The 25,867-nt window shown below is 70.5% G+C and carries 25 protein-coding genes and 3 pseudogenes; 19 read left to right on the top strand and 9 right to left on the bottom strand.

Annotated features, from left to right (window positions below; translation table 11 throughout):
- The first annotated feature begins 394 nt into the window (after window positions 1-394).
- The 5 genes from ACH4K1_RS01615 (at window position 395) to ACH4K1_RS01595 (ending at window position 7,421) form a co-directional block, all read left to right on the top strand.
- Entirely contained in the window at window positions 395-2,359 is a 1,965-nt protein-coding gene (locus ACH4K1_RS01615; protein ID WP_398085399.1) for a 2-oxoacid:acceptor oxidoreductase subunit alpha, read from the top strand.
- Complete coding sequence (locus ACH4K1_RS01610) at window positions 2,352-3,425, top strand: 2-oxoacid:ferredoxin oxidoreductase subunit beta (RefSeq protein ID WP_398085396.1); 1,074 nt, start codon at window positions 2,352-2,354, stop codon at window positions 3,423-3,425. The genes ACH4K1_RS01615 and ACH4K1_RS01610 overlap by 8 nt, the downstream gene beginning before the upstream one ends.
- Window positions 3,426-3,752: 327 nt before the next feature.
- Window positions 3,753-4,868 (top strand): EamA family transporter RarD, encoded by a 1,116-nt coding sequence (rarD, locus tag ACH4K1_RS01605; protein ID WP_398085393.1) that lies wholly within the window; start codon window positions 3,753-3,755, stop codon window positions 4,866-4,868.
- 83 nt (window positions 4,869-4,951) lie between these two features.
- Window positions 4,952-6,898: an FAD-dependent monooxygenase gene (locus ACH4K1_RS01600; RefSeq protein WP_398085391.1), complete on the top strand. Its 1,947-nt coding sequence runs from the start codon at window positions 4,952-4,954 to the stop codon at window positions 6,896-6,898.
- A gap of 19 nt (window positions 6,899-6,917) precedes the next feature.
- A complete protein-coding gene (locus ACH4K1_RS01595) occupies window positions 6,918-7,421 on the top strand; it encodes a hypothetical protein (protein ID WP_398085389.1) in 504 nt (167 codons plus the stop codon).
- A 54-nt stretch (window positions 7,422-7,475) separates the two neighbouring features.
- On the opposite strand, the gene ACH4K1_RS01590 is transcribed toward ACH4K1_RS01595, so the two are convergent.
- On the bottom strand, window positions 7,476-8,090 hold the full coding sequence (locus tag ACH4K1_RS01590) for a CGNR zinc finger domain-containing protein (protein WP_398086548.1): 615 nt from the start codon (window positions 8,088-8,090) through the stop codon (window positions 7,476-7,478).
- Window positions 8,091-8,237: 147 nt separating this feature from the next.
- Between ACH4K1_RS01590 and ACH4K1_RS01585 the strand changes: the two genes are divergently transcribed.
- The 5 genes from ACH4K1_RS01585 to ACH4K1_RS01565 all read left to right on the top strand — a co-directional run bounded on the left by ACH4K1_RS01585 (window position 8,238) and on the right by ACH4K1_RS01565 (window position 11,415).
- On the top strand, window positions 8,238-8,693 hold the full coding sequence (locus tag ACH4K1_RS01585) for a VOC family protein (RefSeq protein WP_398085387.1): 456 nt from the start codon (window positions 8,238-8,240) through the stop codon (window positions 8,691-8,693).
- A gap of 256 nt (window positions 8,694-8,949) precedes the next feature.
- A complete protein-coding gene (locus ACH4K1_RS01580) occupies window positions 8,950-9,087 on the top strand; it encodes a hypothetical protein (RefSeq protein WP_398085384.1) in 138 nt (45 codons plus the stop codon).
- A gap of 395 nt (window positions 9,088-9,482) precedes the next feature.
- A complete protein-coding gene (locus ACH4K1_RS01575; protein ID WP_398085382.1) occupies window positions 9,483-9,851 on the top strand; it encodes a hypothetical protein in 369 nt (122 codons plus the stop codon).
- Between the two features lie 162 nt (window positions 9,852-10,013).
- Complete coding sequence (locus ACH4K1_RS01570) at window positions 10,014-10,736, top strand: hypothetical protein (RefSeq protein ID WP_398085379.1); 723 nt, start codon at window positions 10,014-10,016, stop codon at window positions 10,734-10,736.
- 226 nt (window positions 10,737-10,962) lie between these two features.
- Window positions 10,963-11,415 carry a hypothetical protein gene (locus ACH4K1_RS01565; RefSeq protein ID WP_398085376.1) on the top strand — a complete coding sequence of 151 codons (453 nt, stop codon included), beginning with the start codon at window positions 10,963-10,965 and terminating at the stop codon, window positions 11,413-11,415.
- A 189-nt stretch (window positions 11,416-11,604) separates the two neighbouring features.
- Here ACH4K1_RS01565 and ACH4K1_RS01560 read toward each other — a convergent pair whose 3' ends face one another.
- Entirely contained in the window at window positions 11,605-12,288 is a 684-nt protein-coding gene (locus ACH4K1_RS01560; protein WP_398085373.1) for a hypothetical protein, read from the bottom strand.
- Window positions 12,289-12,576: 288 nt separating this feature from the next.
- On the opposite strand from ACH4K1_RS01560, the gene ACH4K1_RS01555 reads away from it, so the two are divergent.
- From ACH4K1_RS01555 to ACH4K1_RS01545, 3 genes are all read left to right on the top strand, one after another.
- On the top strand, window positions 12,577-13,899 hold the full coding sequence (locus ACH4K1_RS01555; RefSeq protein ID WP_398085371.1) for a hypothetical protein: 1,323 nt from the start codon (window positions 12,577-12,579) through the stop codon (window positions 13,897-13,899).
- A 43-nt stretch (window positions 13,900-13,942) separates the two neighbouring features.
- Window positions 13,943-14,452: a hypothetical protein gene (locus ACH4K1_RS01550; protein ID WP_398085368.1), complete on the top strand. Its 510-nt coding sequence runs from the start codon at window positions 13,943-13,945 to the stop codon at window positions 14,450-14,452.
- Window positions 14,453-14,784: 332 nt separating this feature from the next.
- Window positions 14,785-14,985, top strand: coding sequence for a hypothetical protein (locus ACH4K1_RS01545; protein WP_398085365.1), 201 nt, complete (start codon window positions 14,785-14,787; stop codon window positions 14,983-14,985).
- Window positions 14,986-15,150: 165 nt separating this feature from the next.
- Here ACH4K1_RS01545 and ACH4K1_RS01540 read toward each other — a convergent pair.
- Window positions 15,151-15,628, bottom strand: a pseudogene (locus tag ACH4K1_RS01540) (DUF302 domain-containing protein).
- A 161-nt stretch (window positions 15,629-15,789) separates the two neighbouring features.
- Here ACH4K1_RS01540 and ACH4K1_RS01535 point away from each other — a divergent pair.
- The 4 genes from ACH4K1_RS01535 to ACH4K1_RS01520 all read left to right on the top strand — a co-directional run bounded on the left by ACH4K1_RS01535 (window position 15,790) and on the right by ACH4K1_RS01520 (window position 19,014).
- On the top strand, window positions 15,790-17,154 hold the full coding sequence (locus ACH4K1_RS01535) for a rhodanese-like domain-containing protein (RefSeq protein ID WP_398085362.1): 1,365 nt from the start codon (window positions 15,790-15,792) through the stop codon (window positions 17,152-17,154).
- A 38-nt stretch (window positions 17,155-17,192) separates the two neighbouring features.
- Window positions 17,193-17,558 carry a rhodanese-like domain-containing protein gene (locus ACH4K1_RS01530; protein WP_398085359.1) on the top strand — a complete coding sequence of 122 codons (366 nt, stop codon included), beginning with the start codon at window positions 17,193-17,195 and terminating at the stop codon, window positions 17,556-17,558.
- Window positions 17,555-18,298: a sulfite exporter TauE/SafE family protein gene (locus tag ACH4K1_RS01525; RefSeq protein ID WP_398085356.1), complete on the top strand. Its 744-nt coding sequence runs from the start codon at window positions 17,555-17,557 to the stop codon at window positions 18,296-18,298. The genes ACH4K1_RS01530 and ACH4K1_RS01525 overlap by 4 nt, the downstream gene beginning before the upstream one ends.
- Window positions 18,299-18,438: 140 nt before the next feature.
- Complete coding sequence (locus tag ACH4K1_RS01520) at window positions 18,439-19,014, top strand: rhodanese-like domain-containing protein (RefSeq protein ID WP_398085353.1); 576 nt, start codon at window positions 18,439-18,441, stop codon at window positions 19,012-19,014.
- A gap of 114 nt (window positions 19,015-19,128) precedes the next feature.
- Here the strand turns inward: ACH4K1_RS01520 and ACH4K1_RS01515 are convergent, their stop codons facing one another.
- The 5 genes and pseudogenes from ACH4K1_RS01515 to ACH4K1_RS01495 all read right to left on the bottom strand — a co-directional run.
- A complete protein-coding gene (locus ACH4K1_RS01515; RefSeq protein WP_010358257.1) occupies window positions 19,129-19,410 on the bottom strand; it encodes a metal-sensitive transcriptional regulator in 282 nt (93 codons plus the stop codon).
- A 528-nt stretch (window positions 19,411-19,938) separates the two neighbouring features.
- On the bottom strand, window positions 19,939-21,528 hold the full coding sequence (locus ACH4K1_RS01510) for an MFS transporter (RefSeq protein WP_398085351.1): 1,590 nt from the start codon (window positions 21,526-21,528) through the stop codon (window positions 19,939-19,941).
- Between the two features lie 176 nt (window positions 21,529-21,704).
- Window positions 21,705-22,175: a MarR family winged helix-turn-helix transcriptional regulator gene (locus ACH4K1_RS01505; RefSeq protein ID WP_398085348.1), complete on the bottom strand. Its 471-nt coding sequence runs from the start codon at window positions 22,173-22,175 to the stop codon at window positions 21,705-21,707.
- A gap of 269 nt (window positions 22,176-22,444) precedes the next feature.
- Complete coding sequence (locus tag ACH4K1_RS01500) at window positions 22,445-22,645, bottom strand: hypothetical protein (RefSeq protein ID WP_398085346.1); 201 nt, start codon at window positions 22,643-22,645, stop codon at window positions 22,445-22,447.
- Between the two features lie 25 nt (window positions 22,646-22,670).
- Window positions 22,671-23,022: pseudogene (locus ACH4K1_RS01495) on the bottom strand (transposase family protein); the annotation flags it as partial.
- A gap of 403 nt (window positions 23,023-23,425) precedes the next feature.
- On the opposite strand from ACH4K1_RS01495, the gene ACH4K1_RS01490 reads away from it, so the two are divergent.
- Entirely contained in the window at window positions 23,426-23,809 is a 384-nt protein-coding gene (locus ACH4K1_RS01490) for a hypothetical protein (protein ID WP_398085344.1), read from the top strand.
- Window positions 23,810-23,904: 95 nt separating this feature from the next.
- Window positions 23,905-24,718 (top strand): annotated as a pseudogene (locus ACH4K1_RS01485) (IS5 family transposase); the annotation flags it as partial.
- An 891-nt stretch (window positions 24,719-25,609) separates the two neighbouring features.
- Here the strand turns inward: ACH4K1_RS01485 and ACH4K1_RS01480 are convergent.
- Window positions 25,610-25,822 carry a hypothetical protein gene (locus ACH4K1_RS01480; RefSeq protein ID WP_398085342.1) on the bottom strand — a complete coding sequence of 71 codons (213 nt, stop codon included), beginning with the start codon at window positions 25,820-25,822 and terminating at the stop codon, window positions 25,610-25,612.
- Window positions 25,823-25,867 lie beyond the last annotated feature (45 nt).

Below are 25,867 nucleotides of genomic sequence, written 5' to 3'. Positions count from 1 at the left end.
ATGCACCGGGCGCGCGCCGCGGGGGTGCGGTGGCGTTGCGGGAGCGCTTCGGGGGTACTGCGGGGGCCCCGAGGTGTCCGCCGTCCGTCCCGCGGGCACTCCTTGATCGAGGAGGTCCGGGGAGGGGCCCGCGGGAAGGGATCGACAAGGCCGGAGGGGGCGGGTCGGGAAGGACCTAGGGCTAAAGACGCAGGGTGCGACCCCTTCCATCGTGTCCCATCGTGCGCTGAAGAGGCTGACAAAAGGTGCCCAAACCAACGAAAAGGGTGTCTCAAAACAGCGTCCACCATATGATCGATCCCTGGGAGTCCACCTACGCGGACGTAGGGTGGCCTCGGGGATCGCCGGCTGGCCGGACGGTTCCGAACAGCCGCCCCAAGGGAGGTCCAGTTCAGTGACGAGCCAGGTCAGTAGAGCGGCGGAGAAGGCCGATGGGGCCAACGACGCCGTCCTCGGGGGCCAGCGAGCCCCCCTGTCAGGTACGACGGGCACCACGGGCGGCGATGGGAAGGAGGTCCGCCGCCTGGACCGGGTGATCATCCGCTTCGCGGGTGACTCGGGTGACGGCATGCAGCTCACGGGTGACCGGTTCACGTCGGAGACGGCGTCGTTCGGCAACGATCTGTCCACCCTGCCGAACTTCCCCGCCGAGATCCGCGCCCCCGCCGGCACGCTGCCGGGCGTCTCCTCCTTCCAGCTCCACTTCGCGGACCACGACATCCTCACTCCGGGTGACGCCCCGAACGTGCTGGTCGCGATGAACCCCGCCGCCCTGAAGGCGAACATCGCGGATGTGCCGCGTGGCGCGGAGGTCATCGTGAACACGGACGAGTTCACGAAACGGCCGATGGCGAAGGTCGGGTACGCGACCAGTCCGCTGGAGGACGGCTCTCTGGAGGCGTACAACGTCCACCCGGTGCCGTTGACGACGCTGACGCTGGAGGCGTTGAAGGAGTTCGGGCTCCCCCGGAAGGAGGCCGAGCGCTCCAAGAACATGTTCGCGCTGGGGCTGCTGTCGTGGATGTACCACCGCCCGACCGAGGGGACGGAGGCGTTCCTGCGGGCCAAGTTCGCGAAGAAGCCGCAGATCGCGGAGGCGAACGTGGCCGCGTTCCGGGCGGGGTGGAACTTCGGCGAGACCACCGAGGACTTCGCGGTCTCCTACGAGGTCGCCCCGGCCTCCCAGGCGTTCCCCACCGGCACCTACCGCAACATCTCGGGGAACCTGGCACTGTCCTACGGTCTGATCGCCGCCGGGCAGTTGGCGGACCTGCCGCTCTACCTGGGGTCGTACCCGATCACTCCGGCCTCGGACATCCTGCACGAGCTGTCCCGGCACAAGAACTTCGGCGTGCGGACCTTCCAGGCGGAGGACGAGATCGCCGGGATCGGTGCGGCGCTCGGCGCCGCGTTCGGCGGGTCGCTGGCGGTGACGACCACGTCCGGGCCGGGGGTGGCGCTGAAGTCGGAGACGATCGGCCTGGCGGTCTCCCTGGAGCTGCCCCTGCTGATCGTCGACATCCAGCGCGGCGGTCCCTCGACCGGGCTGCCGACCAAGACCGAGCAGGCCGATCTGCTCCAGGCGATGTACGGGCGCAACGGCGAGGCCCCGGTCCCGGTGGTGGCGCCGCGCACTCCGGCGGACTGCTTCGACGCGGCGATCGACGCGGCCCGGATCGCCCTGACGTACCGGACGCCGGTCTTCCTGCTCTCCGACGGTTACCTCGCCAACGGCTCCGAGCCCTGGCGCATCCCGGAGACGGACACGTTGCCCGATCTGAAGACCCCGTTCGCCACCGGCCCGAACCACACCGCCGCCGACGGCACCGAGGTCTTCTGGCCCTACAAGCGCGACCCGCAGACCCTGGCCCGCCCCTGGGCCGTGCCGGGGACGGCCGGCCTCGAACACCGTATCGGCGGGATCGAGAAGCAGGACGGCACCGGAAACATCTCCTACGACCCGGCCAACCACGACTTCATGGTCCGCACCCGGCAGGCCAAGATCGACGGCATCGAGGTCCCCGACCTGGAGGTCGACGACCCGGGCGAGGCCCGCACGCTGGTGCTCGGCTGGGGCTCGACGTACGGGCCGATCACCGCCGCCGTACGCCGTCTGCGCGCCGCCGGGGCTCCGATCGCCCAAGCCCATCTGCGCCATCTCAACCCCTTCCCGAAGAACCTCGGCGAGGTGCTGAAGCGGTACGACAAGGTCGTCGTCCCGGAGATGAACCTCGGACAGCTCGCGATGCTGCTGAGGGCGAAGTACCTGGTCGACGCCCACAGCTACAACCAGGTCAACGGAATGCCGTTCAAGGCCGAGCAGCTCGCCACGGCCCTCAAGGAGGCCATCGATGGCTGACACCGACGAACTGCGGCACAACGAACTGCTGCAGCTGGTGCCCAAGGCCGAGGCGAAGCAGTCCATGAAGGACTTCAAGTCCGATCAGGAAGTGCGCTGGTGCCCCGGCTGCGGTGACTACGCGGTGCTCGCCGCCGTCCAGGGCTTCATGCCGGAGCTGGGCCTCGCGAAGGAGAACATCACCTTCGTCTCGGGCATCGGCTGCTCCTCCCGTTTCCCGTACTACATGAACACCTACGGGATGCACTCCATCCACGGCCGCGCCCCGTCCATCGCGACCGGGCTCGCCACCTCCCGCCGCGACCTGTCGGTGTGGGTGGTCACGGGGGACGGCGACGCGCTCTCCATCGGCGGCAACCACCTCATCCACGCCCTGCGACGGAACGTCAACCTGAAGATCCTGCTGTTCAACAACCGGATCTACGGGCTGACGAAGGGCCAGTACAGCCCCACCTCCGAGCTGGGCAAGATCACCAAGTCGACGCCGATGGGGTCGCTCGACGCGCCCTTCAACCCGGTCTCCCTCGCGCTCGGCGCGGAGGCGACGTTCGTGGCCCGGACCGTCGACTCCGACCGCAAGCACCTCACCGGCGTGCTGCGGGCCGCAGCCGAGCACCCGGGCACGGCGCTGGTGGAGATCTACCAGAACTGCAACATCTTCAACGACGGCGCGTTCGAGGTGCTCAAGGACAAGGAGCAGGCCGCCGAGGCGGTCATCCGCCTCGAACACGGGCAGCCGATCCTCTTCGGCTCCGCGGAGCCCAAGGGCGTCGTCCGCAATCCGGCCACCGGCGACCTGGAGGTCGTGGCCGTCACGGAGGAGAACCGCTCACAGGTGCTCGTCCACGACGCCCACGCGGAATCGCCCACGACGGCGTTCGCGCTGTCCCGGCTCGCCGACGCGGACACCCTGCACCACACCCCGATCGGGGTGCTGCGCAGTGTCGAGCGACCGGTCTACGACACCCTGATGGCGGACCAGCTGGACGCCGCCGTCGAGCAGAACGGCAAGGGCGACCTCGCCTCCCTCCTCGCGGGCGCCGACACCTGGACGGTCGTCGGCTGAGGCCCGGGCGGCGACCGCCCGACCACCCGGCCGAGGCCCGGGCCCGGTCCCCCGGAGGGATCAGGTCCGGGCCTCGTCGTATCCGGCCGAGCACCGGCCGACCCCCGACTCCGGGCCGCCGTGCCCGTGCCTGCGCCTGTGCCTGTGCCTGTGCAACGGCTGGTACACGGAGAACCGCACCGCCGTCCCGACCGCAGGCCGCACGCACCTCGCCCCTCGCTACTGTCATGAGCGTTTCTCTGAGACGGCTATGACACGGAGCCCTTCCGGCGCTACCGTCGTCCCGTCGGCGGATCGGCCGGCGCGGGCGGGCCGGGAGGGCACACGGTGGAGGGGAAGAACGAACAGCGGGCAGGTCTGCTGTACGGAATCGGCGCGTACGTGATGTGGGGGCTGGTCCCCCTCTTCTGGCCGCTGCTCGACCCGTCCGGGGCGATCGAGATCCTCGCCCACCGGATGGTCTGGTCGCTGGGCTTCGTCGCCGTCGCCCTGCTGGCCGTACGCCGCTGGGCCTGGATCGGCGAACTGGCCCGGGACCGGCGCAGACTCGGCCTGATAACGGTCGCGGCGGCGACGATCACGGTCAACTGGGGCCTCTACATCTGGGCCGTGATCAACGGGCAGGTCGTCGAGGCGTCGCTCGGCTACTTCATCAACCCGCTGGTCACCATCGCCATGGGCGTCCTGCTGCTGGGCGAACGGCTGCGGCCCGTCCAGTGGGTCGCCGTCGCCACGGGCCTGGCAGCGGTCCTCGTCCTGGCGATCGGGTACGGCAGGCCGCCCTGGGTCTCCCTGGTGCTGGCGTTCTCCTTCGCGACGTACGGCCTGGTGAAGAAGAAGGTGAACATGGGCGGCCTGGAGTCCCTGGCCGCCGAGACCGCCGTGCTCTTCGTGCCCGCGCTCGGCTTCCTGCTCTGGCTCGCCGCCACCGGGAAGTCCACGTTCACGGCGGGTGGGACGGGGCACGGGTTCCTGCTCGCCGCGACCGGCATCGTCACGGCGGTGCCGCTGATCTGCTTCGGCGCGGCGGCGGTCCGGGTGCCGCTGTCCACCCTGGGGCTGCTCCAGTACCTGGCCCCGGTCTTCCAGTTCGGGCTGGGCGTCCTCTACTTCAAGGAGTCGATGCCGCCCGAGCGGTGGGCCGGGTTCGCGCTGGTCTGGCTGGCGCTGTCGCTGCTGACCTGGGACGCGTTGCGGACCGCCCGGCGCAACCGGGCGCTGGCGGTGAAGCTGCTGGCGACGGCGGCCGCCGCCCCGGCTGCCGCGACCCCGGCGACGGCCGCGCGTCCGGCCCCGACCACCGCCTCGACACCCGGCGGGAGCCCGACGGCAGTTGCGGACTCCACGCCGACCGGGACTTCGGCTGCCGCATCCTCCACGACCGGCTCCCCGGCCGGTTCCACGGCCGGTTCCACGGCCGGGGCCCCGGACCTCGCCCCATAAAAGGTTACCCAATTGCTTTTCTTACTTGGTTAAGTTTTCCTGGTGTCGCACGGGCATGGGGAGAGCGCGACCGAAGGAGAGGCATGGGCATGACCGACGTACTCATCGTGGGAGCGGGGCCCACCGGACTGGTATTGGCCTGCGATCTGGCCCGGCGGGGCGTCGCCGTACGGATCGTGGACCGCTCCCCCGTCCCCCCGCGCACCTCGCGCGCCAAGGGCCCCAACCCCCGGTCGCTGGAGATCCTGGACGACCTGGGGGTGGCGGAGGAGGTGCTCGCCGCCGGTTCGCCCCCGCCGCCGATGCTCAAGTACCGCGGCCGGGCCCCCGTCGAGAAGGCCGATCCGTGGGCGGGCCTCTCGCCGTCCCCGGGCGTCCCCTACGACCGGCCGTGGCTGATCGCCCAGTGGCGGCTGGAGGAGATCCTGCGTGAGCGGCTGGCCGGGTACGGCGTCCGGGTCGAACTCGGCCGTGAGGTGGTGGGGCTGACGCAGGGCCCGGACGACGCGGACGGCGGGGGCCGCGTCGACGTCACGCTCGCCGGGCGGAGCTCCGAGCAAGGGACGGGGCAGGGTGCGGGGCGGGGCGCGGGGCAAGGTGCGGGGCAGGGCGAAGGGGCGGGGGAGGAGGCGGGCGTGCGGGCGCGGTACGTCGTCGGCTGCGACGGCGCGCACAGCTCCGTACGGAAGCTGCTCGGAATCGGGTTCGAGGGGACCACCCAGGAGGACCAGGTGATGGTCTGCGGCGATGTCGACCTGGCCGAGGGCGCCCTGGACCGCGGCGTCTGGCACCAGTGGTTCGACGAGGACGGTGCGGTGATGCTCTGCCCCGTCCCCGGTACGCGGACGGGCTGGTGGTTCCAGGCCGGTCCCGAGCGGGACGGGCGGGGCCGGCCGCTCGCGCCGACCGCCGACGGGTTCCGGCGGCTGCTCGCCTGCCACACCGGGCTGCCCGGCGGGGCCCTCGTGCGGGCCGAGCTGCTGTCGACGTACCGGGTCAACGTGCGCATGGCGGACCGTTTCCGTGCGGGGCGGGTCTTCCTCGCCGGCGACGCGGCGCACGTGCACGCCGTCGCGGGCGGCCTCGGGATGAACACCGGCATCCAGGACGCGTTCAACCTGGGGTGGAAGCTGGGCCTGGTGCTCGCCGGCCACGCGGACCCCCTGCTGCTGGACACCTATGAGGAAGAACGCCTTCCGGTGGCGGCCCGGACGCTGGACCTCACCTCGGAACGGCTGCGGGCCACGCTGGAGGCGATCCGCCGGCCCGGTGGAGGCCTGGACGCGGCGATCACCCCGGACACCACCGGCCTGGGCGTCGGCTACCGCTGGAGCAGCCTGGCCGTCGCCGTTCCGCATGCCGGAGGGCGGGGCGGGGAAGGCGCCGGGGAACGGACCGAAGGGCGGCGCCCGCTGCCCGGCGACCGGGCACCGGACGCCCCGTGCACGGACGCCGCGACGGGGGCGCGCACCCGCCTGCACCGCGTCTTCGCAGGGCCCCGCAGCACGGTCCTCGGTTTCGGGCCCGGAAGCGCGGCGGTGCTGCGCGAGGTGGCGGAGGCGTACGGCGAGGCGGGTGTACGCACCTGCCGGGTGTACGCGGTGCACGAGGCCCGGCCGGACGGCCGGCGGGGCGGCGGGGGAGCCGCGGCGGCACCGTGCGCGGTGGTCGACGACGGGGGCCATGCGGCAGCCGCGTACGGAACGGGAGCCCCCGGAGGGCCGGGCCCGGCCACGGGCGCGGGGGCCCCTGCCGGTGCGGACGCGACTACCGGTACGGATGCGGCTACCGGTGCGGATGCGGCTACCGGTGCGGCTCTCGGCACGGATGCGACCGCCGGTGCGGGCACGGCTGCGGGGGCGGGTCCGGGCACCGTCGTGGTCGTCCGCCCCGACCACCACGTGGGCCTTCTCGTCCCGGCGGACGACGCCTCCTCCGTACGGGGGTACCTGCGCCGCCTGTACGGAACGGGCCGCTCCGCCGAGCGGTTCGCGGACCGGTCCCCGGACATGGTGGACGCCGCGCGGTAAAGGCTGATTGAGTGCCCGGATGGGGACTGTCCTGGGGGCCATGAGGAACGTGCGGTGGCACGAGTTGCAGCACGCGTACGGCTCCGCCTCCCAGGTTCCCGTGGTGCTGTCGCGCATCGCCTGGGGGGACGCGCCGAACGCGGACGAGGCCCTGAGCGATCTGGAGCGCTGGATCGGCACCCCGCCCGTCTTCGATTCGACGGCGGCGACGGTGCCGTTCCTCTGGGAGCTGGCGGGAACGGACACGGTCCGGGACCGGGCGGGCGTCCTGGACCTGTTGGCCAGGATTCTGGCCGCCGGGAGCACCGACCACCCCGCGTGGACCCGCGCGGCCCACGACGCGGTGGCGGCGCGCCGGGAGACGGCCGCGCACCTGGCCGGGGCCCCGGCCCGCACGGCCGCCGCGCCCGCCGGGGCCGAAACCCCCGCGCAGGCCGTGCGTGCCGCCGCGGGGCGTCTGCTGGCCGCGATCGACCGGCACGCCTGCCCGGCCTGCCCCGCCCTTCTTCCGCACGAGGCGTAGGACGCGTCCGGCCGCAGTGCGCCGCCCAACCGCGTCCTGTCCGCCGCCGTCCCGTCACTCGTCGGCGGCGGTGAGCCGGGCACGGTGGGCCCGGACCTTGTGACGGTTGCCGCACCGCTCCATCGAGCACCAGCGGCGCCTCCCGGGCCGGGAGGTGTCGACGAACAACAGGCGGCAGTCGTGCGCACCGCAGACGCGGATGCGATGGGCGTACCCCCCGGTGAACAGGTCCACCGCGTCGCGAGCCACGGTGGACAGCAACCCGGCCCCGGTCCCGCCGGGGGCCCACGCCCACGTGCCGTCCGCCGTCAGCCGAGGCGTCAGGGGCGGGTGCGCCGCCGCGTCGTTGAGGGTGGCGAGGTCGTCCGGGCCGGGTGACGCGTCCCGCACCCGCGCTTCCACCAGCCGCCACAGCGCATCGCGCAACGTACGCGCGTCCGCCACCTCCGCCGCGCTCACCGTCAGCGCGGCCCCCGCCCCGGAAGCGGGACCGGCCTCCGGGCCGAGCCCTCCGGGCAGCCGGCTCTCCTCCGCCCAGCGCACGAGGTCGGCCGGCTCGCGCAACACCTCGAAGTACGCCAGGGGCCCTGGCCCGCCGGTGGGCAGCAGCTCCAGACAGAGCGCCCCCGGATCGAACCGGAACGAGCTTCCGTCCGGGTGCCGCAACAGCAGCCCGGAGGGCTCGGGCCGTCCCGGCCGACCAAGCGGCTCAGGCCGCCCCGGGCCTCCCTGCCGACCGTCTTGCCGGGGTCGCCGCTCGGACCATTCCGGTGTGCCTGTTGCCTTCTCGCTCATGTAACCACTATAAACGGTGTCATGACACAGACACTGTCCTGGAAGCTCGTGATCGACAGCGCCGACCCGCACGCACAGGCCGGGTTCTGGGCGGAGGCCCTGGGCTATCTCGTCGAGGACAACAGTCCGTTGATCGAGCGGCTGCTCGCGGCCGGCGCGGTGCCCGAGGCCGCCACGACCCATGCCCACGGCCGCAGGGCGTGGCTCGACCTCGCGGCGGCCCGGCACCCGGACGACCCCTACGACGAGGTCAGCGGTACGGGGAAGGGGCGGAGGCTGCTGTTCCAGCGGGTGCCGGAGCCGAAGACGGGGAAGAACCGGCTGCACATCGACGTGCACTCCGCGCCCGGACAGCGCGAGGCGGAGGCGGAGCGGCTGGTGGCGCTGGGCGCGCGGGCGGGGCGTACGTTCGACGAGCAGGGCGGGAGTTGGATCGTCATGACGGACCCCGAGGGCAACGAGTTCTGCCTGTCCTGACGTCGCGAACCCTCCTGACTCGGCAAACCCTCCTGACTCTGCGAACCGTCCCGACTTCGCGGGGAACGTCACGTCCGTCCGTCCGCGCAACAACATCGCCCCTCGGGTGATTCAGGCCGCCGCGCGGGGGCGGACGCGCGCCTCTGCCGTGCGATGGAACCCCGGGCCACCGCGCCGTACTCGGCCAGAGCAACCTGCCTTACGGTAGGTGCGTCATACAGGAAGACGACGTACAGCCGAGAGAGAGATCGACGCGATGGATGAACAGCTGGTCAGGGCGTTCAGGTGGGCCGCTCGCGGTGTGGGCAGCGCCCTCGACTACCTCGCTCTGCGCACCGGCGTCGGCACGCTGACCAACGGCGTGCGGAACTCGGTCGGCCGCAAGCGCCGCTAGGCAGCGTCCTCACGCCGGACGGCGTCTTCACGCCGGGCAGCGCTCTCATGTCAGGCAGCGCCTTCGCGCCGGGCAGCGTCTTCACAGGGCGGAGGCGGAGCAGGCTCCCCGCCCGGTTCCGCCGGTGGGCGACGGACGGCGCGTTCGAGGGCGCGTCCGGGGCGGCCTGGGTCGGGACGGATACGGCCGGCGGCATCGACGGGCCGGTACCGGTCGACTCCACCGCCGCCCGAGCCCCCCGCCACCCGAGCCCCCCGCCGCCCGTGCCCGCCGGCACGTCGGACCGCTTCGTAAAGTACTCACTGTTCCAGCGGGGGCCGGGGATTTCAGGGGGACGTATGAGCGGGGCGATGTCAGGCACTTCCGTCGCCGTTGCGGCGATAGGGTTCGTTTGCGTGCCGCTCACCGCACTCGTCCTGCTCTCCCCGCCGACGCAGCTCCGTGACAACCGGCTGAAACGGCGGGGGGTCGAGACGGAAGCCGTGTGCCGCGAGCTCATCAGGCGCAACGGAGTTCTCGTCCACTTCATCCGGTGCTCTTACCAGCAGACGGACGGACGGCCCATGGTCACGCGGATCAACAGCCCCCGTCCGGTCCCTCAGGTGGGCGAGTCCTTCAGAGTCGTCTTCGATCCGCAGCGGCCGAAGGAAGCGGCCTCCGCCCCGTACATGGCCTCCCGCCAGACACAGTTCGGCTACGCCTTCCAGGCGGCGCCGGCGGTCCTGGTCGCCGTCGCCGTACTCCTGCTCACGGTCTTCGACTGAAGGCCGCGCGCCGCTCTCGGCCCGGCGCTGTTTCTTGTGCGACATCCCGTGGGTTGCTCTGAAGGCTGCTGAGTCCACGACCTCGTGGCCAGCGGGTTCGTCTTCTCCCTGGCAGTTGTTCGCGGGCTGACGTAACTTCGGGATTCCTGAAGCGTTCTCACCGTGTCCGATCGGTTCGCGATCTGGCTGAAGGTGAGGGGGCTCGGGCTGGCACTGGCTGTCGTACGGGACCCGCGCGATGTCCGGCCGCCAGCCACGGCGGACGAACTGGAGCAGTTCGAGACCGATGTGCTGGCGGGGTTCGTGCTGGCGCGGGCCTCGGCGAGGCTGGCGGACGGCACGATCTGCGGGGACGTCGGGCACCTGGAGCAGATGCGGTCCTGGTTCGGGCGGCCGCTGTGGGAGATGGAGCCGCCGGACGCCGACGCGCACTTCGGGAAGGTGCTGCGGGCTTCGCCGAGCGGCACCCGGCTGGGGCGCTCTCAGGCGCTGACCACGTACTTCCTGTTCCTGGAGCTGCGGCACAAGGTCGAGATCCACCGGATGACCGGTCGGGTGATCGAGTGCCCGATCGACGAGATGAACCGGCCGCGCGGGTCGAAGGATGCGGCGCTGCGGATTCCACCGTCCGGGCCGGAGGTCAAGACGCTGTTCGCCGGGTGGGGCGGCGAGCTGGCGACCTGCCGGAAGTTCACCCCGACCGCCCGGAACTACACCGCCTCCAAGCTGATGTTCCAGGTCGGGCTGCGGGTCAGCGAGGCGTGCAAGCTCGACCTGGCGGACATCAAGTGGAATCTGGGCCGCTTCGGCAAGCTCCACGTCCGCCACGGCAAGGGAGCCCGGGGCTCGGGCCCGCGCGAGCGGATGGTCCCCCTGATCATCTGACGTCGATGTTCCTCAACCCCCGTTCCTGACTGCTCAGTACGAGAGGGGCGTAGATGCGCAACGTCGTGGCGGGGTTCGGGGAGCTGTTGACCTCAACTCTCAGCCATGTGTGAATATTTCCTGGCTGATTTGTTTCTTCTCGCGCCAAGTCGGGCGTTTATAAGATCAACGAGCTCACTCCGGAGAAATGGAATTAGTCCGGAGATAGGCACCCCGCTTCGCAATCATGCAGTGGGAGATCGATCGAGGAGATGGATTTTCTGTGCGCTTCAAAGCTCTGACAGTTGCTGCCGCAGCAGCGGCAGCCCTCGCGTTCGCCGCCTCCCCTGCCAGCGCTGCGGCGAACTGGCAGCAAGTGAACACGAACAGCAACTGGGACTGCCTCCCTTACAAGACACACTCCATCTCCGCGAACATCAAGTTCAAGCCGTGTGTTGTCACCAACGCTAACAACGACACGCAGGTCGTTCTTGTCGTCCAGCACTCAGGGACTGCCGCTGCCGTCATCGCTGGTGAGGTCGTATCGAGTTTTGGCAGCAACACGTTGTGCAACAGCTCGACCCTCAACCCGGGATTCACCCGCGGCTGCTATGCACCGACGGTCAACGTCCCCTCGTCGGGCGGTGGAACCATCAACGTGCGGCTGAGCGTCAACGGCACGAGCAACTGGTACGCCTAATTCACCGTCGCGCAGGTTTATTTCCGGCATGGTCGGGACCGGCCCGTGCGCTGAAATGCAGAATCCTCCGCCGAATTCTCTCTCGGCCAGATGGAATCAAACACGAGTGCTCGGCTGTGAGAATCCCACGACCGAGCGCTTTGTTGGCTCCTGCCACGGCCGGAGCCCCGGTGCTGTACCAGGGGCTCCTCACCAACGCCCGAGCTTGGGTCTGGAACGGCTCGGGGCGGGCAGCTGGTACCGCCGGGACTGCTGCTCGATGCGGGCGGCCTGCACCTGCTGCGCTTGCTGGACCTCTGCCCGCGCCCGGGTCTCTGCGCGGTGGAGGTCCGGGTGCTGCTGGGCGATCCGCTCGCGCAGTTGCATCTCGGCGCGGGCGTCGTCGGCGACGGCCCGATACATCGAGGCGTTCTCCCTCGCCTTGGACGCCGTGGCGTTGAAGCGGGCGATGCGCTTCTGGTCGCCGGCGTCCTTCTGCTGGGCGCGGGCGGGCACCTTGGTCTGGCGCATCTCGGTGAGCTGGGCCGCGAGGGTGTCGATGTCCGGGACCCGGTGCTCGGTGGCGCCGAGGACGGAGGCGTACGGGCTGTCCCGTACGGTCTTCCAGGCGTCCGCCGCTGCCCGCCGGGCGGCCATCTGTGCGTCGGCGGCCTCGCGGTACCCGGCGGCCCGGTCCGCCTCGGCCTGTTTCTTCAGCTCGCGGTGCTCCTTGCGGAAGGCGCCCGCCATCCGCAGGGCCAGGCGGCCCTTGTCGTCGGACAGGGCCTGGTGGCGCAGGTGCTCGTCGGCGGTCGCGGCGGCTTCGGCGGCCGCCTTCTCCCGGGCCTGCTCGATGCGCGCGACGACCAGGTGCTCGTCGGCCTGGTCCAGCACCGCGTAGATCGGCGCGACCTCGATCCGTCCCGGTGTGGTCCCGCCGGCGGCGACGTCCTCGATCTCCTGCAGCAGCGCGGCCTTGGCCTCCTCGGCGGCGTCCGCGTCCCGGTCCCACTGTGCGACATCCCGTGAGTTCTTCTGAGCCTCGCTGAGTCTCTGCCCCTGTGGCCAGGGGGTTCCTCCTCCTTCGAGTGCTCTGTGGTCGTGTGACGTAACTTCGGGATTCTCGTCAAGGCAGCGGGCGTCAACGGCGAGGCCGCCGCACTGGCGACCTTCCTACGGCGCGTGAAGTACCAACAGCTCTTCTTCGCGAACCTGCAGCGGCCCCGCAACGGCGGACCGCCCGTCGGCAAACAGGGGCGCCGCGTCCTTAAACGCGCACCAGGACCAGCCCCAGCGGTCGTGATGACGGGCTGGATCCAGCCGCCTCTGTTCACCACCACTCGGGACTACCGCACCTTCGAACGTGAACGGCACGCCGACCTGGCCAACCCGTGGCTGATCCGGGCCCGCCGGGCAGCGCGCGCTCTGGGTGAAGCGCGCGGGTGGACCCGCTGGGTCGCCAGCGACGTCGACCGGGCCCTGGTCATCGTGCTGTCCGGCCATGCCGAGGGCGAGTCGATCCGCTACACCGAGATCTTCCCGGCCCTGCGTGGCCGGGGACTCCCGGTGGGTCGGACCGCCGAAGTTCTCGACCAACTGGGCCTGTTCACTGACGACCGCACGCCAGCGGTCGATCGGTGGTTGGACCGCAAGCTCGGCGCCGTCGCGCCGGGCATCCGCGGCGAGGTCGAATCCTGGGCCCGGACCCTATTCGACGGCGGCCCGCGGTCCGAGCCCCGCGCACGGCAGACCGCCTGGACCTACCTCAACGAGATCCAAGCGGTTCTGCTGGAGTGGTCCAGCCTCTACGACCATCTGCGGGAGGTCACCCGGGAGGACATCATCGCCGCCCGGGATGCCGCCAGCGGCAAGCAGCGGGAAAACCGGGTCGTCGCACTGCGGTCGTTGTTCCGTCACGCAAAGGGGAACGGTCAGGTCTTCCGCAACCCCACCCACCAAATCCGTGTCCACCGGCAGGCTGGCGGCGTCGCCCAGCCCTTGGAGCAAGCGGACATCGACCAGGCGGTCGCCAGCGCGACCACCCCGGACATCAAGCTGATCACTGCCCTCGCCGCCGTCCACGCGGCACGGCCGAAGATGATCCGAACGATGCAGTTGGACGACGTGGATCTCGGCAACGGGCGAATTACCGTCGCCGGTCACGTCCGCCCGCTCGACGACCTCACCCGCCAGGCCGTCCTGAACTGGCTCGAACACCGCCGAGCCCACTGGCCGAACACCGCCAACCCACACCTGCTGATCACCCAGAAGACGGCCGTCGAACTCGGGCCGGCGGGCAAGCTCTGGACCACCCGGGCCACCCGCAACCTCACCGCGACCCTCGAACGGCTCCGCGTCGACCGTCAGCTCGAAGAGGCGCTCACCCACGGCGCCGACCCGCTCCACCTCGCCCTCGTTTTCGGCATCGACGAGAAGACCGCCATCCGCTACGCGGACTCAGCACGCGCGCTTCTGGGAGAAGCTGCCGAGCAGACATCGCAATGAAACCCACTCGACCCGCCCATCCCACTGAGGAGATCATGGATGGATGCCGTCGACCGAACCAGCAGCCCGCCAGCTTCAGGACCATGCCGTTCTCTGGAGCATGGGCGAGATCCGCGCAGCCGACGTCGTCACTGCTGCCTGCGATGCACTCGTTGCCGGCCTCGACAGTCCTGCCCTGCGAATCCTGGCCGCGTGCACGCGCGCGGAGGCGGATTACGACGTCCCCGACCTCCTTCCCCCGGCACTCGACGAACTGGGCCTCACCTTCCACCCAGCGGGCAGCATTGCCGGACAGGAAGCCGCGGCGCGAGCACTTGCCGCCCGGATGCTGGCCGGCGAACTGACGCCACGCGAGCTGGCCTTCAGGATCCATCAGCGTTTCGGGCACGAGCTGCCTCTGGCCGAGCGACTCGCCAACCTGGACGACGACTACGACGTCCTTGAATACGCCGACAAAACACAGGCGCAGATCGACGCCGATGTCACGGCCGAAGCTCTTCGGCTTGCACAGCACCCTCGTGTTCCAACCGAACCCACGGATCTACCGACCTGAAGCAGACCGGTGGACCCGTGGGTTCAGGCTGAAGGACCTTCGGTTTCCTTGAACCCACGGGCATCGTGGCCCTGTTCTCGTATAGCTACGGCGAACGGACATGGAGCGCGGTGTGCTTGCTCTGGTCCTCGTTTCTCCTGGCTGGGCGCCTCGCTGAGCTGAACGAGTGATCTCGGGCGGGTGGAGGGGGTGGGGTGGAGGGGGTGGGGTGGAGGGGGCGGGGTGCGGCAGGGCTGGGAGCCGGAGGACCTGATCGAGGTCTGGACGCTGCTCGAAGACGACATGAAGCGGGTGCGGAACAAGTCCGAGCGACCCGGCTCGGGTTCGCGCTGTTGCTGAAGTTCTTCGAGGTGGAGGCCCGGTTCCCGGAGGCCCTGTCACCGCTGTTCTGGACGCACGTGAACCCCTACGGTCGGTTCGAGCCGGACATGAACTCCCGTCTCGACCTCGCCGGGCCAGTGGCCATGGCACCCAGCCCTCGCACCGCGCCCGAGACGGAGGCAGCCCGGCCTCGCCGCGGCGTTGCCGGTTGACGGACCTCATCGTGTTCAGCCGGCTCACCTGCCGTAGGCGTCCTTGCGGGGCAGGGGGCCGACGTAGGCGTGGCGGCCGGGGCGGAGGGCGGCGTGGCGTTGTCCGGGTGCCTGCCCGACGCTGACGCTCCCGATCGGCTCCTGGCTCGGTGGGCACCGCACGGGTCACGGTCGGCTGGTGGATGCCGCACCGCGTGCAACGGCCAGCGGACGCCGGACCGGGGAAGGTCGGGTGGCGGCCAGGGCGGTCAGCGCGGCGTCGAGCCGGGCGGCGGCTTCGTCGGCGACGGGGTTGAGGGCGTTCAGGCCGGTGAGGGTGGCCATGGCGCCCGGGTCGAGGGCGTGGACGAGCGTGTGGCCGCCGTCGCGGCGCACGACGACGTTGCAGGGAAGCAGCAGGCCGATGGAGCGGTCGGCCTCCAGCGCCCGGTGGGCGAGCGGCGGGTTGCAGGCGCCCAGGAGCAGGTAGTCCTCATAGGTCGTGGCCGTGCTCGGCCTTCAGCGTGGCCTTGACGTCGATCTCGGTGAGGATGCCGAACCCCTGATCGGCCAGGGCCTGGCGGACTGCGGTGGTGGCGGCGTCGAAGTCGGTGCCGGCCAGGCGGACGGTGCGGTCGTAGGAGACGGTGCGGTCGTAGGACACAGTGCGCTGCTCCTTCGGTGAGGCGGAAAGCCGGATTCCCTGACACCCCGGCGAACAGATTTCGGGGGCGCCCAGAACCACAGGAATACCCCCGGGGGTACCCCTGTTAGGGTAAGTACCAGATACCCCCCGGGGTACATCGTTAGAGAGGAGTCGTAGTCGTGTTCTTCGTTGACACCCTGGAGTTCGAGGGGCTTGGCAATCGCAGCTACCTGGCCGGCGGGGCCGCGGCCGCGGTGGTCGTAGACCCGCCGCGCGACATCGACCAGGTGATCTCCGCCGCCGCCCGGCGCGGGGTCCGCATCGCGTACGTGGCGGAGACCCACGTGCACAACGACTACGTCACCGGCGGCCTGGAGCTGGCCCGCGTCACCGGCGCCTCCTACCTGGTCCCGGCCGCGGCGCACGTCTCCTTCGTCCGCACCCCGGTCGCCGACGGCGACACCGTGGACGTGGACGAGAATCTGGTGCTGCGGGCGATTGCGACCCCCGGGCACACCCCGCACCACACCTCCTACGTCCTGGAAGAGGACGGGCGTGACGTGGCGGCGTTCACCGGCGGATCGCTGCTGATCGGCACGGTGGGCCGCCCCGACCTGGTCGAGCCGCGGCTGACCGAGCAGCTGGCACGGGCCCAGCACGCCTCCGCCCACCGCTTGGCCGCCCAGCTGGACGACGAGGTGCCGGTACTGCCCACCCACGGGTTCGGCAGCTTCTGCTCCTCCGCCCAGTCCGAGGGGGACGCGACCACGATCGGCAAGGAACGCACCAGCAACGACGCGCTCACCCTGGACGTGGACACCTTCGTTCAGCGGATGCTTGACGGGTTGGAGGACGTGCCCGCCTACTACGCGCACATGGGCCCGGCCAACGCCGCCGGCCCTGCCCCCGTCGACCTGACCCCGCCGAGGCGTGCGGACGCAGACGAGATCGCCTCCCGGCTGGCGGCGGGTGAGTGGGTGGTGGACCTGCGCAGCCGCATGGCCTTCGCCGAGGGGCATGTGGCCGGGTCGTTCAACTTCGAGGGCGAAGGCAAACTCGCCACCTACCTGGCCTGGCTGATCCCGTGGGGGAAGCCCGTCACCCTGCTCGCCGACACCCCCGCGCAGATCGCCGACGCGCAGCGGGAGCTGGCCCGGGTCGGCATCGACCGCCCGGCCGCCGCCGCCACCGGCGACCCGGCCTCCTGGGTCGGTGAGGGGGAGCAGCTCGCTTCGTTCCCGCGGGCCCGCTTCGCCGACCTCGCCCAGGCGCGCGAGCGCGGCGATGACGTGGTCGTCCTGGACGTGCGCCGGGACTCCGAGCGGGCGGGCGGCTACATCGACGGCTCGGTCCACATCCCGATCCACGAACTGCACGGCCGTATCGGCGAGGTGCCGCACGGCACGGTGTGGGTGCACTGCGCCGGCGGGATGCGCGCGGCGATCGCCGCCTCCCTGCTCGATGCCGCCGGCCGCGACGTGGTCGCCGTCGACGACGGCTTCGACGCCGCGGCGGAGGCCGGGCTGTCCCAGACCTCCGGCTGAATTCCGGCCGTCCCCTCTCGCAAGGAAGGAAACGTGTGATGTTCCTCTTTCGCCGAAACGGGCCCCGTGTCACGGTCGACGAGGCACGCAGCCGTACCAGCGGCGACCGGCCCGACGCGGTCCTGCTGGACGTCCGTGAAACGCCTGAATGGAACTCGGGCCACGCCCCGGGCGCCGTCCACGTACCGCTGACGAAACTGGTGACCGGCGCCGCCCTGCCCGCCGAAACTGAGGGCCGTCCGCTGGTGGTGATCTGCCGCAGCGGTCACCGCTCCCAGCAGGCCGCGAAGCTCCTCACCCAGCGCGGAGCGCAGGCGGTGGACGTCGAGGGCGGCATGAACGCGTGGGCCGCCGCCGGGCACCCGGTCGTCGACGAACGTGGGAACAGCGGTCAGATAGCGTGACCGCACTCGTTCTCGCCCTCATCGCCGGGGCCGTCATCGGTCTCGCCCTGGGAGCCCTCGGCGGCGGTGGCAGCGTCCTGGCCGTGCCGGCACTGATCTACCTGCTCGGCTTCACTCCGGCCGCCGCCACCACCGCAAGCCTGATCATCGTCACCGCCACCTCCGCCACCGCCCTGTACGCCCACACCCGCGACGGGAACGTGGCAGGGAAGACAGGGGTCCTGTTCGCCGCGGCGGGCATCGTCCCCGCCTTCCTCGCCGGCGCTGTCGCCGGACGTCTGCCCGAAGCGGTACTGACGGCGGCGTTTGCGCTCATCGCCGCGCTGGCGGCCCTGCGTATGCTGCGGCCGTCCGCGTCCGAGCCGCCGGACCGGATCCGTCCCGGCAAGGCGGCCGGCGCCGGTGCCGGACTCGGCGCCGTGACGGGCTTTCTCGGGGTCGGCGGGGGATTCCTCGCCGTGCCCGCTCTGGTGAGCGTCCTGGGACTGACCATGCGGCGGGCGGTGGGCACCAGCCTGCTCGTCATCACGGTGAACTCCCTCGCCGCGCTCGCCGCTCGCACCGGCACCACCGGCGGGCTCCACTGGGAGGTCATCGGCCCCTTCACCGGAGCCGCGATCCTCGGCGCCTGGGATGGCAAACGCCTCGCGACGAAGATCTCCGGCACCACCCTTCAGAAAATCTTCGCCGGTGTCCTGTTGGCGGTGGCGGCCTTCATGCTCGTCGACGTGATCGCCTGAACACGACGGCCGCCACCGGCTCAGGCCAGGGACCAGGGACCAGGAGAACTCCTCCAGCCCACCGCGCATCCCAGGACCGCCTCCAGCCCGCTTTCGTCAGATCAAGCTCCCCACCACTTCCGAACCGTAAGGACATTGCCATGACCACCCCCGCGGCCCTTGCCACCGACGAGGCGCGCACCCGCCTGCACGAACTGACCGTCATCGACGTGCGCACCCCGGGCGAGTACGCCGGCGGCCACCTCCCCGGCGCGCTCAACGTCCCCCTCGACCAGCTCCAGCGCGCGCTGCCCGACATCCGTCACGCCACCGACCGCGGCGACGTCCTGGTCGTCTGCGCCTCCGGCGCACGCTCCGAGAACGCCTGCAAGATCCTCGCGGAGAACGGCATCACCGCCGCCACCCTGTCGGGAGGCACCGGCGCCTGGGCGGCCGACGGCCACGAGCTCCACCGGCCCCAGGGCGCCTCCCGCGCCACCTGGGGCATGGAGCGGCAGGTGAGGCTCACCGCAGGAGTGATCGTGCTGCTCGGCCTGCTGCTCGGGCTCGTCGCCCACCCCGCCTTCCAGCTCATCTCCGCCGGCGTCGCGGCCGGTCTGGTCTTCTCGGCCCTGACCAACACCTGCGGCATGGCCGCCATCCTCGCCAAGCTCCCCCACAACCGTCCCCGCACCGCCGACCTCGACAACACGCTGGCCGCACTGCGCAACCGGTGAACCACACGACGAAGGGGAGGGATCCGGAGCCGGATCCCTCCCCTTCGTCGTGTGCCAGACCATGGGGCCAACCGCCCGAACCGGGCGGGTGGTCCGGCGTCGCGGCACCACAGCTCAGGCAAGCGAAAGGAACAGCTTCTCCAGCCGGGTACGCATCTGCTCCCGGTCACCTGAAGCAGCCATGTCCGCATCGGTCAGGCAGTGCTGCAAACCGGTGGCGATGATCGCGAAACCGGCCTTGTCCAGAGCCCTGGACGCCGCGGCGAGCTGGGTGACCACGTCCTCGCAGTCCCGCCCCTCCTCAATCATCTTGATCACACCGGCGATCTGGCCCTGCGCCCGGCGCAGCCGGTTGACCACCGTCTTCAGTTCCTCAGCCGCCATCGCCAGTTCCACAACCCACACTCCTCACGTATACCCCCTTGGGTATCCTACCGAAGGGGTAACCCCAACCGGGCAAAGGAAAGTCCCGGTCCTGCCGTCAGAAGTTTCGACATTCCCGGGCTGTTCTTGGGCTGGGCGAGCGGGCCCCGTCCGCGTGTGCGGCGGTGATCGTTTCTCAGAAACGGTCCTTTGCGCGAGCAAGATCGATGACGAGCCGCCGGACCCACGCGGATCCCGGATTCGTTCTCAGAACCCGTTCTCACTCAACGGTGGGAGCCACCCCGTTCTGAGACTTGCATGGTGCGAAAACCCGGGCCCATGACGGAAACTCAGCGCCCTTCCTCGGCCGACCGGCAGGACGCGGACGACGTCGAACGGCACACCTGTCCGAAGTGCGACGCACAGCCCGGCTCACCCTGCCGCTCCCGCGGCCGCGCGGGCGGCGAGTCCGTCGAGCAGATCCAGCCCGACCTGATCATCCCCACCGGCAAGCGCGAGGGACAGAACCCGTCCGTGGCGACGCGTCCCCGACTCCCGTCGTCAGTGCTGGTGGGCGTGGCCAGGGGCTCGCCGGACGCCCACGACGGCCAGGACGGCGCCGGCCACGCAGAGGACTCCGGCGGTCAGGACGGCCGTGTGGACGCCGTTCATGAAGGCGTGGTGGCTGCCCTCGACGATGGCCGCCCCGAGCTGCGCGGGCGTGCCGGGGGCGACGGGGGCGACGCCCATGGACACCGCGTCCTTCGCCTCCAGGAGCGCGGTGGCGGCGGGAGCGGGGACGCCTGCCGAGGTGAGTTCGCCGGTGAGGGTGGCGCCGACGCGGCCGGCGATGAGGGAGACCAGGACGGAGGTGCCCAGGGCGCCTCCGACCTGGAGGGCCGTGGCCTGGAGTCCCCCGGCGACACCGGCGTCCCGGACGGGGGCGTTGCCGACGATGGCGTCGGACGAGGAGGCCATCACCATGCCGACGCCGAGGCCGAGCGCGATGAACGGCGGCCACATGAGGCTGTAGGCGCTGTGGGCGTCCCAGGTGAGCATGGCGAAGCAGGCGACGGCCTGGAGGACCATGCCGAGGGGCATGGTGAGGCGCGGCCCGAACCGGTCCGTGAGCGCGGCGCCGAGCGGGGAGGCGACGACGGAGGCGAGGCTGAGGGGGAGGGTCCGGACACCCGCCTCCACAGGGGTGAAGCCCCGGACGTTCTGGAGGTAGATCATGACGAAGAAGATCACGCCGAGCAGGACGAAGAAGTTCAGGGCGGTGATGATCGTGCCGATGGTCAGCGCCGGGTTGCGGAACAGACGCATCGGCAGCAGCGGTGAGGCGACCCGTGTCTGCCACCACCCGAAGACCGCCAGGACCAGGAGTCCGGCTGCGATGGCGCCGAGGGTTCCGCCGGAGGTCCAGCCCCAGGTCTCCCCCTTCACCACGCCGAAGACGAGCGCGAGGAGTCCGACGGCGAGCAGGACGACGCCGAGGACGTCGAACTTCTCCTGCGCGGCGTGCTCGTTCCGGCTCTGCGGCAGGACGGCCGCGCTGAAGGCGAGGGCGGCGACGCCGATCGGGGCGTTGATGTAGAAGACGGACTCCCAGCTGACGTGCTGGACGAGGAAGCCGCCGACGATGGGGCCGAGGGCGGTGGAGACCGAGGAGACCATGGCCCAGATGCCGACGGCCATGCCGAACTTCTTCGGGGGGAAGACGGCGCGGAGGAGGCCGAGGGTGTTGGGCATCAGCAGGGCCCCGAAGAGGCCCTGGAGGGACCGGAAGGCGATGACGCCCTCGATGGAGCCGGCCAGGCCGATGGCGACGGAGGCGAGGGTGAAGCCGACGACTCCCACCAGGTAGAAGGTGCGGCCGCCGAAGCGGTCGCCGAGTTTGCCGCCGAGGATGAGGGCTCCGGCGAGGGCGAGCAGGTAGGAGTTGGTGACCCACTGCAGGTCGGAGGTGGAGGCGTCGAGGTCGCGGCCGATCTCGGGGTTGGCGATCGAGACGACGGATCCGTCGAGGCCGACCATGAACAGGCCGAAGGCGACGGCGATCAAGGTCAGCCACGGGTTGGAGCGCCGTCCGTGCGCCGTTGCGGCGGGCGGGGAGTGGGACGGTTCGGCCAGGGTGCCGGCGGAGGCCATGGAGAGGTGTTCTTTCGTCGGGACGGAACGCCGAGTCGGCGCACGGCGCCATGGGGGCGGCCGGCTGCGACGGGCGAGGGGGGAGAGAGGAGAGGGGAAGAGGGGCGCGTCGGCCCACGGCGTGTTGACAGGGCGCACCACGGCGGCCCCGCGAGCACACCGCGCGCCGGAAAGGTTCAGCGCGCGGTGTGCAGGTGCTCGCTGAGCGACTGGAGAGAGCCCAGGGCGGAGCCGAGGGCGTCGAGTTCGCCGTCGGTCATCGCCCGCAGGACCTGCGCGGCACGGTCTCCCATGAGCCGCGTGACCTCGACGAGCCGCTGCTGCGCGGCCGGGGTGAGGTGCAGGTGGGCGATCCGCTTGTCGGCGCCGTCCTGGCGGCGTTCGAGGAGCCCCTGCTCGGTGAGCTGGGTGACCAGCGCGCTGACGTTGTTCGGCTTCATCCGCACCGCGTCGGCGGCCTCGCGGACCGTGGTTCCGCCGTGGGTCTCGACGTACCGCAGCAGCGTGAGCTGGGCGTCGGAGGGCTTGGGGTGCGGGTAGTGCTGGTCGACATGCCGCTCGAAGGCCCTGGTCAGCGCGGGCAGGCACGCCACGAGGCCGAGGGCCAGGCGGTCGATGTCCTGGGGGGACGCGCTGGACGGGGGCATAACCGGACTTTAGCTATCCAGAAATACGTATGTCAAAGGAGGCATTAGCCCGGCCTCCCCGCCCCCGCCCCCGCCCCCGGCGAGCGGTGCGTCGGGTGAGCCGGACAACCCGGCGCAGCCCGGCACCCGTCCTGCCCGACCTGCGCCCGTCCTGCCGCCCTGCGCCCGCGCTGCGCACGCCTGCCGCCCGGTCCCAGCGGGCCGGAGCGGGGAACGCGCTCGCGTTGCAGAGCCGGGCAGGAGGTGAGACGGCCCGTCCTCAGTGGACGTTAAGTCCGTTTCCGATAGCGGCCCCGTCCGGGCTGGATGAGGAAGCCTTGTCGGGTGAGGCGGCCCAGTCGGCTGCGGGTGATGTTGACGCATTCCTCGTCGGTGGGCATGCCGAGGAGTTCGCGCAGGTCACGGGCTCGAAATTCCTGGTCGGGAGGCTGGTTGAAGACGTTCACGATGGTCTGGTAGGCCGTGCTCACCTCGGGTGGGTCGGGATCGGCCCCTCAGCTTGCCCGCGGGATCGGCGATGACCTGGCACGTTCACGCCGTGACGGCGATGCTTCTGCGAGAAGTCGGCCCGGCTGTCGCCGACACGGTCGCACTCGGCGAGCGTCCTGTCGAGCAGGACGGGGCCAGGGTCCGTCTCGCGCAGGGCCCGCAGCAGGCCGGGTGCCTTCTGGGACAGATGCTCGACGCCGGCCGTGACGTAGGCGCGGGCAGTACCGACGGATATGCCGAAGCCGACCGCGATCTGCGCGAGCGTGTCGTGCCGGCGGAGGTGGACCAGGTCGACGAGGGCCCTTTGGTGGGGCGGGAGCTTGCAGCGGCGGTCACCCTCACGGGTGACGATGAGCATGGACACCCACTCGACCAGGGCGTGAGGCAGGTTGAGTGCGGCAGGTTAGGGAACCAACATGTCTCCTGTGCCGATGGGTTGATACTTGGAACACCTCCCTCAGCGGCACGGGAGCTCTGTGCGTTGCGGTCCTCATCCTGACTCGGCCAGGGTCACTCGATCAGTGGCCACTCTGAAAAAGCTCACTGCAAAGGACCTCCCACCGGCAGCCGCAACCGGAAGGACGAGCCGAAGCACGATGGTTGTCACCAAGGCAGGCGGGGTGTCACTTCGCGTCCGTGGCTGCTTCGGTGCGACTTCCGCGGTGGGTGGCATCGGGTCGATCGAATGACACCTGCCTGTGCCTGCCGAAGGCGTCCGTACCCTTCGCCCGGGCCGCTGACCGGGCGGGCAGACTGCGTTCATGCAGCTCCCCACCGAAACCTTCACCGCCACGGCGCTGATCGAGGTCGTACGGATCTCCGCCCTTCCCGCCACGCGGAACGCCCCGTACCCCGGCACTGCAGTTGCCCACTGGGCCGGGAGCGAGGCCGCCGCCGCCCTGGCCCTGATCGACAGCCTGTCCGGCAGTGAACAACAACGCTGCGGCTTCTCACCGGGCTGGAGCATCCGGGCATACGAGGACTCCCTCGATCTGGCGCTGTTCGAGGCGGCGTTCTGCTTTACCTGCCACGAGGCCCGCATGCAGGGAACGGCGGTGCCGCCCGCTCTGGCCAAGCAGTTCTTCGACCCGGGCACCCTGCCGGCCCGGACCCTGCTGTCCCTCTTCCGCAAGGCAGCTCTGTAGCCGACCGACTGAGCATCGCTCGACAGGTGACAGGAAGGCTGCCGATCGAGAGGGTGTCTGACGCGGTGTGACGCCGGTGCGGCATGTCGCTGGTCGTGGGTGCTGATCTGTCGCAGCGGTTGGTTCCCGATGATCTGTGGGAGCTGGTCGCCCCGTTGCCGCCGTCGTTCAAGTCCCGTCCGCAGGGCGGTGGGACCGCTCCGCGCGACGAGCGGGCCGTGTTCACGGCAGTGGTGTACGTCCTGACCAGCGGGTGCGCATGGTGGCACCTGCCGGGGACGTTCGGTGTCTCACCCGCCACCGCGCACCGCAGGTTCACCGCGTGGACGAAAGCGGGGCTGTGGCGTCGTCTGCACCGGGCGGTCCTGGACGGGCTCAGCGCCCGGGGCGAGCTCGACTGGACCTCCGCGATCGTCGACACCGCCTCGGTGCGGGCGAAAGGGGGGTGCGCTGACCGGGCCGAACCCGGTCGATCGCGGTAAGAAGGGCAGCAAACTGCACGTACTGTCCGAGGTGCGAGGCATCCCCCTGGCCGTCGCCGTGTCCGTCGCGAACACCCACGACAGCCAGCCCCTCAAGCCGCTGATCCGCGGCATAACCGCCATCCGATCCCGCCGCGGACCCCGCCGGGGCCGACCGGTCAAGCTCCGCGCCGACAAGGCGTACTTCTCCGCCGACCACCTCGCCTGGCTGCGTGAACGCGGAATCATCCCGCGTATCGCCCGCCCGGGCATCGAGCCGAGCGAACGGTTCGGCCGGCACCGCCGGAAGATCAAGAGGACGATCGCCTGGCTGTTCGGCTACCGCCGCCCCACCGTCCGATACGAGCGAAAAGGCTCGCACTTCCTCGCCTTCCTCGGCCTGGCCGCCGCCCTGACCTGCTACAAAAAGCTCGCGAAACTTGCCACGGGAGACACCCTCTCAGCGCCTACTCAGCCGCTGGTCAGGGAGATGAGCAACCCGTATGCGGTGTACGCCAGCGTTGCGCCCACCATGCCTGCCCCGGCGAGCAGGGGGATCAGCAGGCCGTACCGCTCCAACGGTCGCATTCCGGCGCTCGCCCGGCTCGGACGGCGCGGGTCGTAGCGCAGCTCGACCCGTCCCCCCCTGTCATGGGACCGATACTGGTGGGATTGTCCCTGACTGTCGGTGTACCGGTACAGAGCGACCTGATGGGTGTAGCCGACGAGCACCGCGGTCGTGGTGACACCTCTCCTTCGCAGCACCCACTCATCCCGGTACACGATTCCAAGGGCTATCAGCAGTGGTGCGCCCAGACTGCCGAAGATCTGCGCCCAGGGCAGCGGTAAGGGCAGCTCTGTGCCCCGCACCGCCACGGTCACGTCGACAGCCACCAAGACGACCGACATGACAGCAGCGAACACTGCCCAGGGGGGCCTCCGCCGCCATACCCCAGTCGAGCGACGAAAGCTGAGCCGGCCCACATCCCGCCGGACGGCTTCGACGAACGACTTCACGCTCTCCGCATCGGCGCCGTCCACCGCATACACCAGGGACGGGGGGCGCATGAGGTGGGGAGTCACCACGACTTCGAGACGGTTTCCCAAAGCACGGACCTCCTCGACAGAGGCCACCGGGACGCGGAGCGTCTTCTCGCCGTCGGCCCAGTGAATGTGCCCCGCGCCGGATCGGTACACGACACATACGGAACCGCTGCTGACGACCCTCTCGGAGAGGGAAGCTTCTTCACTCATCTCCATACAGACAAGAGCAGTGGCCGAATGGTTGTACGAGTTCGTGGCGTGGTGGGCCGCTATCGGAAACGGACTTGACGTCCACTCAGTGCGCCCAGGGCAGCCGAACCGCCTCGATGTCCGAGTCGTTCGGCAATGCCTCGATGAGGGCCGGTGAACCGGCGACCTTGGTGGCCCAGAGGCCGCAGTCAGTACAGAGGACCCACGAGTGATCGCCGGCCCAGAAGTTGGCCGGACTGAAGTCTGCCTCGGACTGGTCGTACAGGACCCCGGCATCGCCGAGCCGGCCCTCACGCACGTGAAGGCTGTCGAAGTCGGCGGCTCCGAGCGTCAGCGGGCTGTA

Source organism: Streptomyces sp. NPDC017448 (genome assembly GCF_044330565.1).
Lineage (GTDB): Bacteria > Actinomycetota > Actinomycetes > Streptomycetales > Streptomycetaceae > Streptomyces.
Note: the sequence above shows the minus strand (reverse complement) of the source record. Positions and strands in the feature narration are given on the sequence as shown.

Coding starts and splice junctions, on each gene's coding strand:
- ACH4K1_RS01610 (WP_398085396.1), top strand. CDS start 2,352: ATGGCTGACACCGACGAACTGCGGCACAACGAACTGCTGCAGCTGGTG.
- ACH4K1_RS01600 (WP_398085391.1), top strand. CDS start 4,952: ATGGGCATGACCGACGTACTCATCGTGGGAGCGGGGCCCACCGGACTG.
- ACH4K1_RS01595 (WP_398085389.1), top strand. CDS start 6,918: ATGGGGACTGTCCTGGGGGCCATGAGGAACGTGCGGTGGCACGAGTTG.
- ACH4K1_RS01585 (WP_398085387.1), top strand. CDS start 8,238: ATGACACAGACACTGTCCTGGAAGCTCGTGATCGACAGCGCCGACCCG.
- ACH4K1_RS01580 (WP_398085384.1), top strand. CDS start 8,950: ATGGATGAACAGCTGGTCAGGGCGTTCAGGTGGGCCGCTCGCGGTGTG.
- ACH4K1_RS01565 (WP_398085376.1), top strand. CDS start 10,963: ATGCAGTGGGAGATCGATCGAGGAGATGGATTTTCTGTGCGCTTCAAA.
- ACH4K1_RS01550 (WP_398085368.1), top strand. CDS start 13,943: ATGCCGTCGACCGAACCAGCAGCCCGCCAGCTTCAGGACCATGCCGTT.
- ACH4K1_RS01530 (WP_398085359.1), top strand. CDS start 17,193: ATGTTCCTCTTTCGCCGAAACGGGCCCCGTGTCACGGTCGACGAGGCA.
- ACH4K1_RS01520 (WP_398085353.1), top strand. CDS start 18,439: ATGACCACCCCCGCGGCCCTTGCCACCGACGAGGCGCGCACCCGCCTG.
- ACH4K1_RS01510 (WP_398085351.1), bottom strand. CDS start 21,528: ATGGCCTCCGCCGGCACCCTGGCCGAACCGTCCCACTCCCCGCCCGCC.
- ACH4K1_RS01505 (WP_398085348.1), bottom strand. CDS start 22,175: ATGCCCCCGTCCAGCGCGTCCCCCCAGGACATCGACCGCCTGGCCCTC.
- ACH4K1_RS01490 (WP_398085344.1), top strand. CDS start 23,426: ATGCAGCTCCCCACCGAAACCTTCACCGCCACGGCGCTGATCGAGGTC.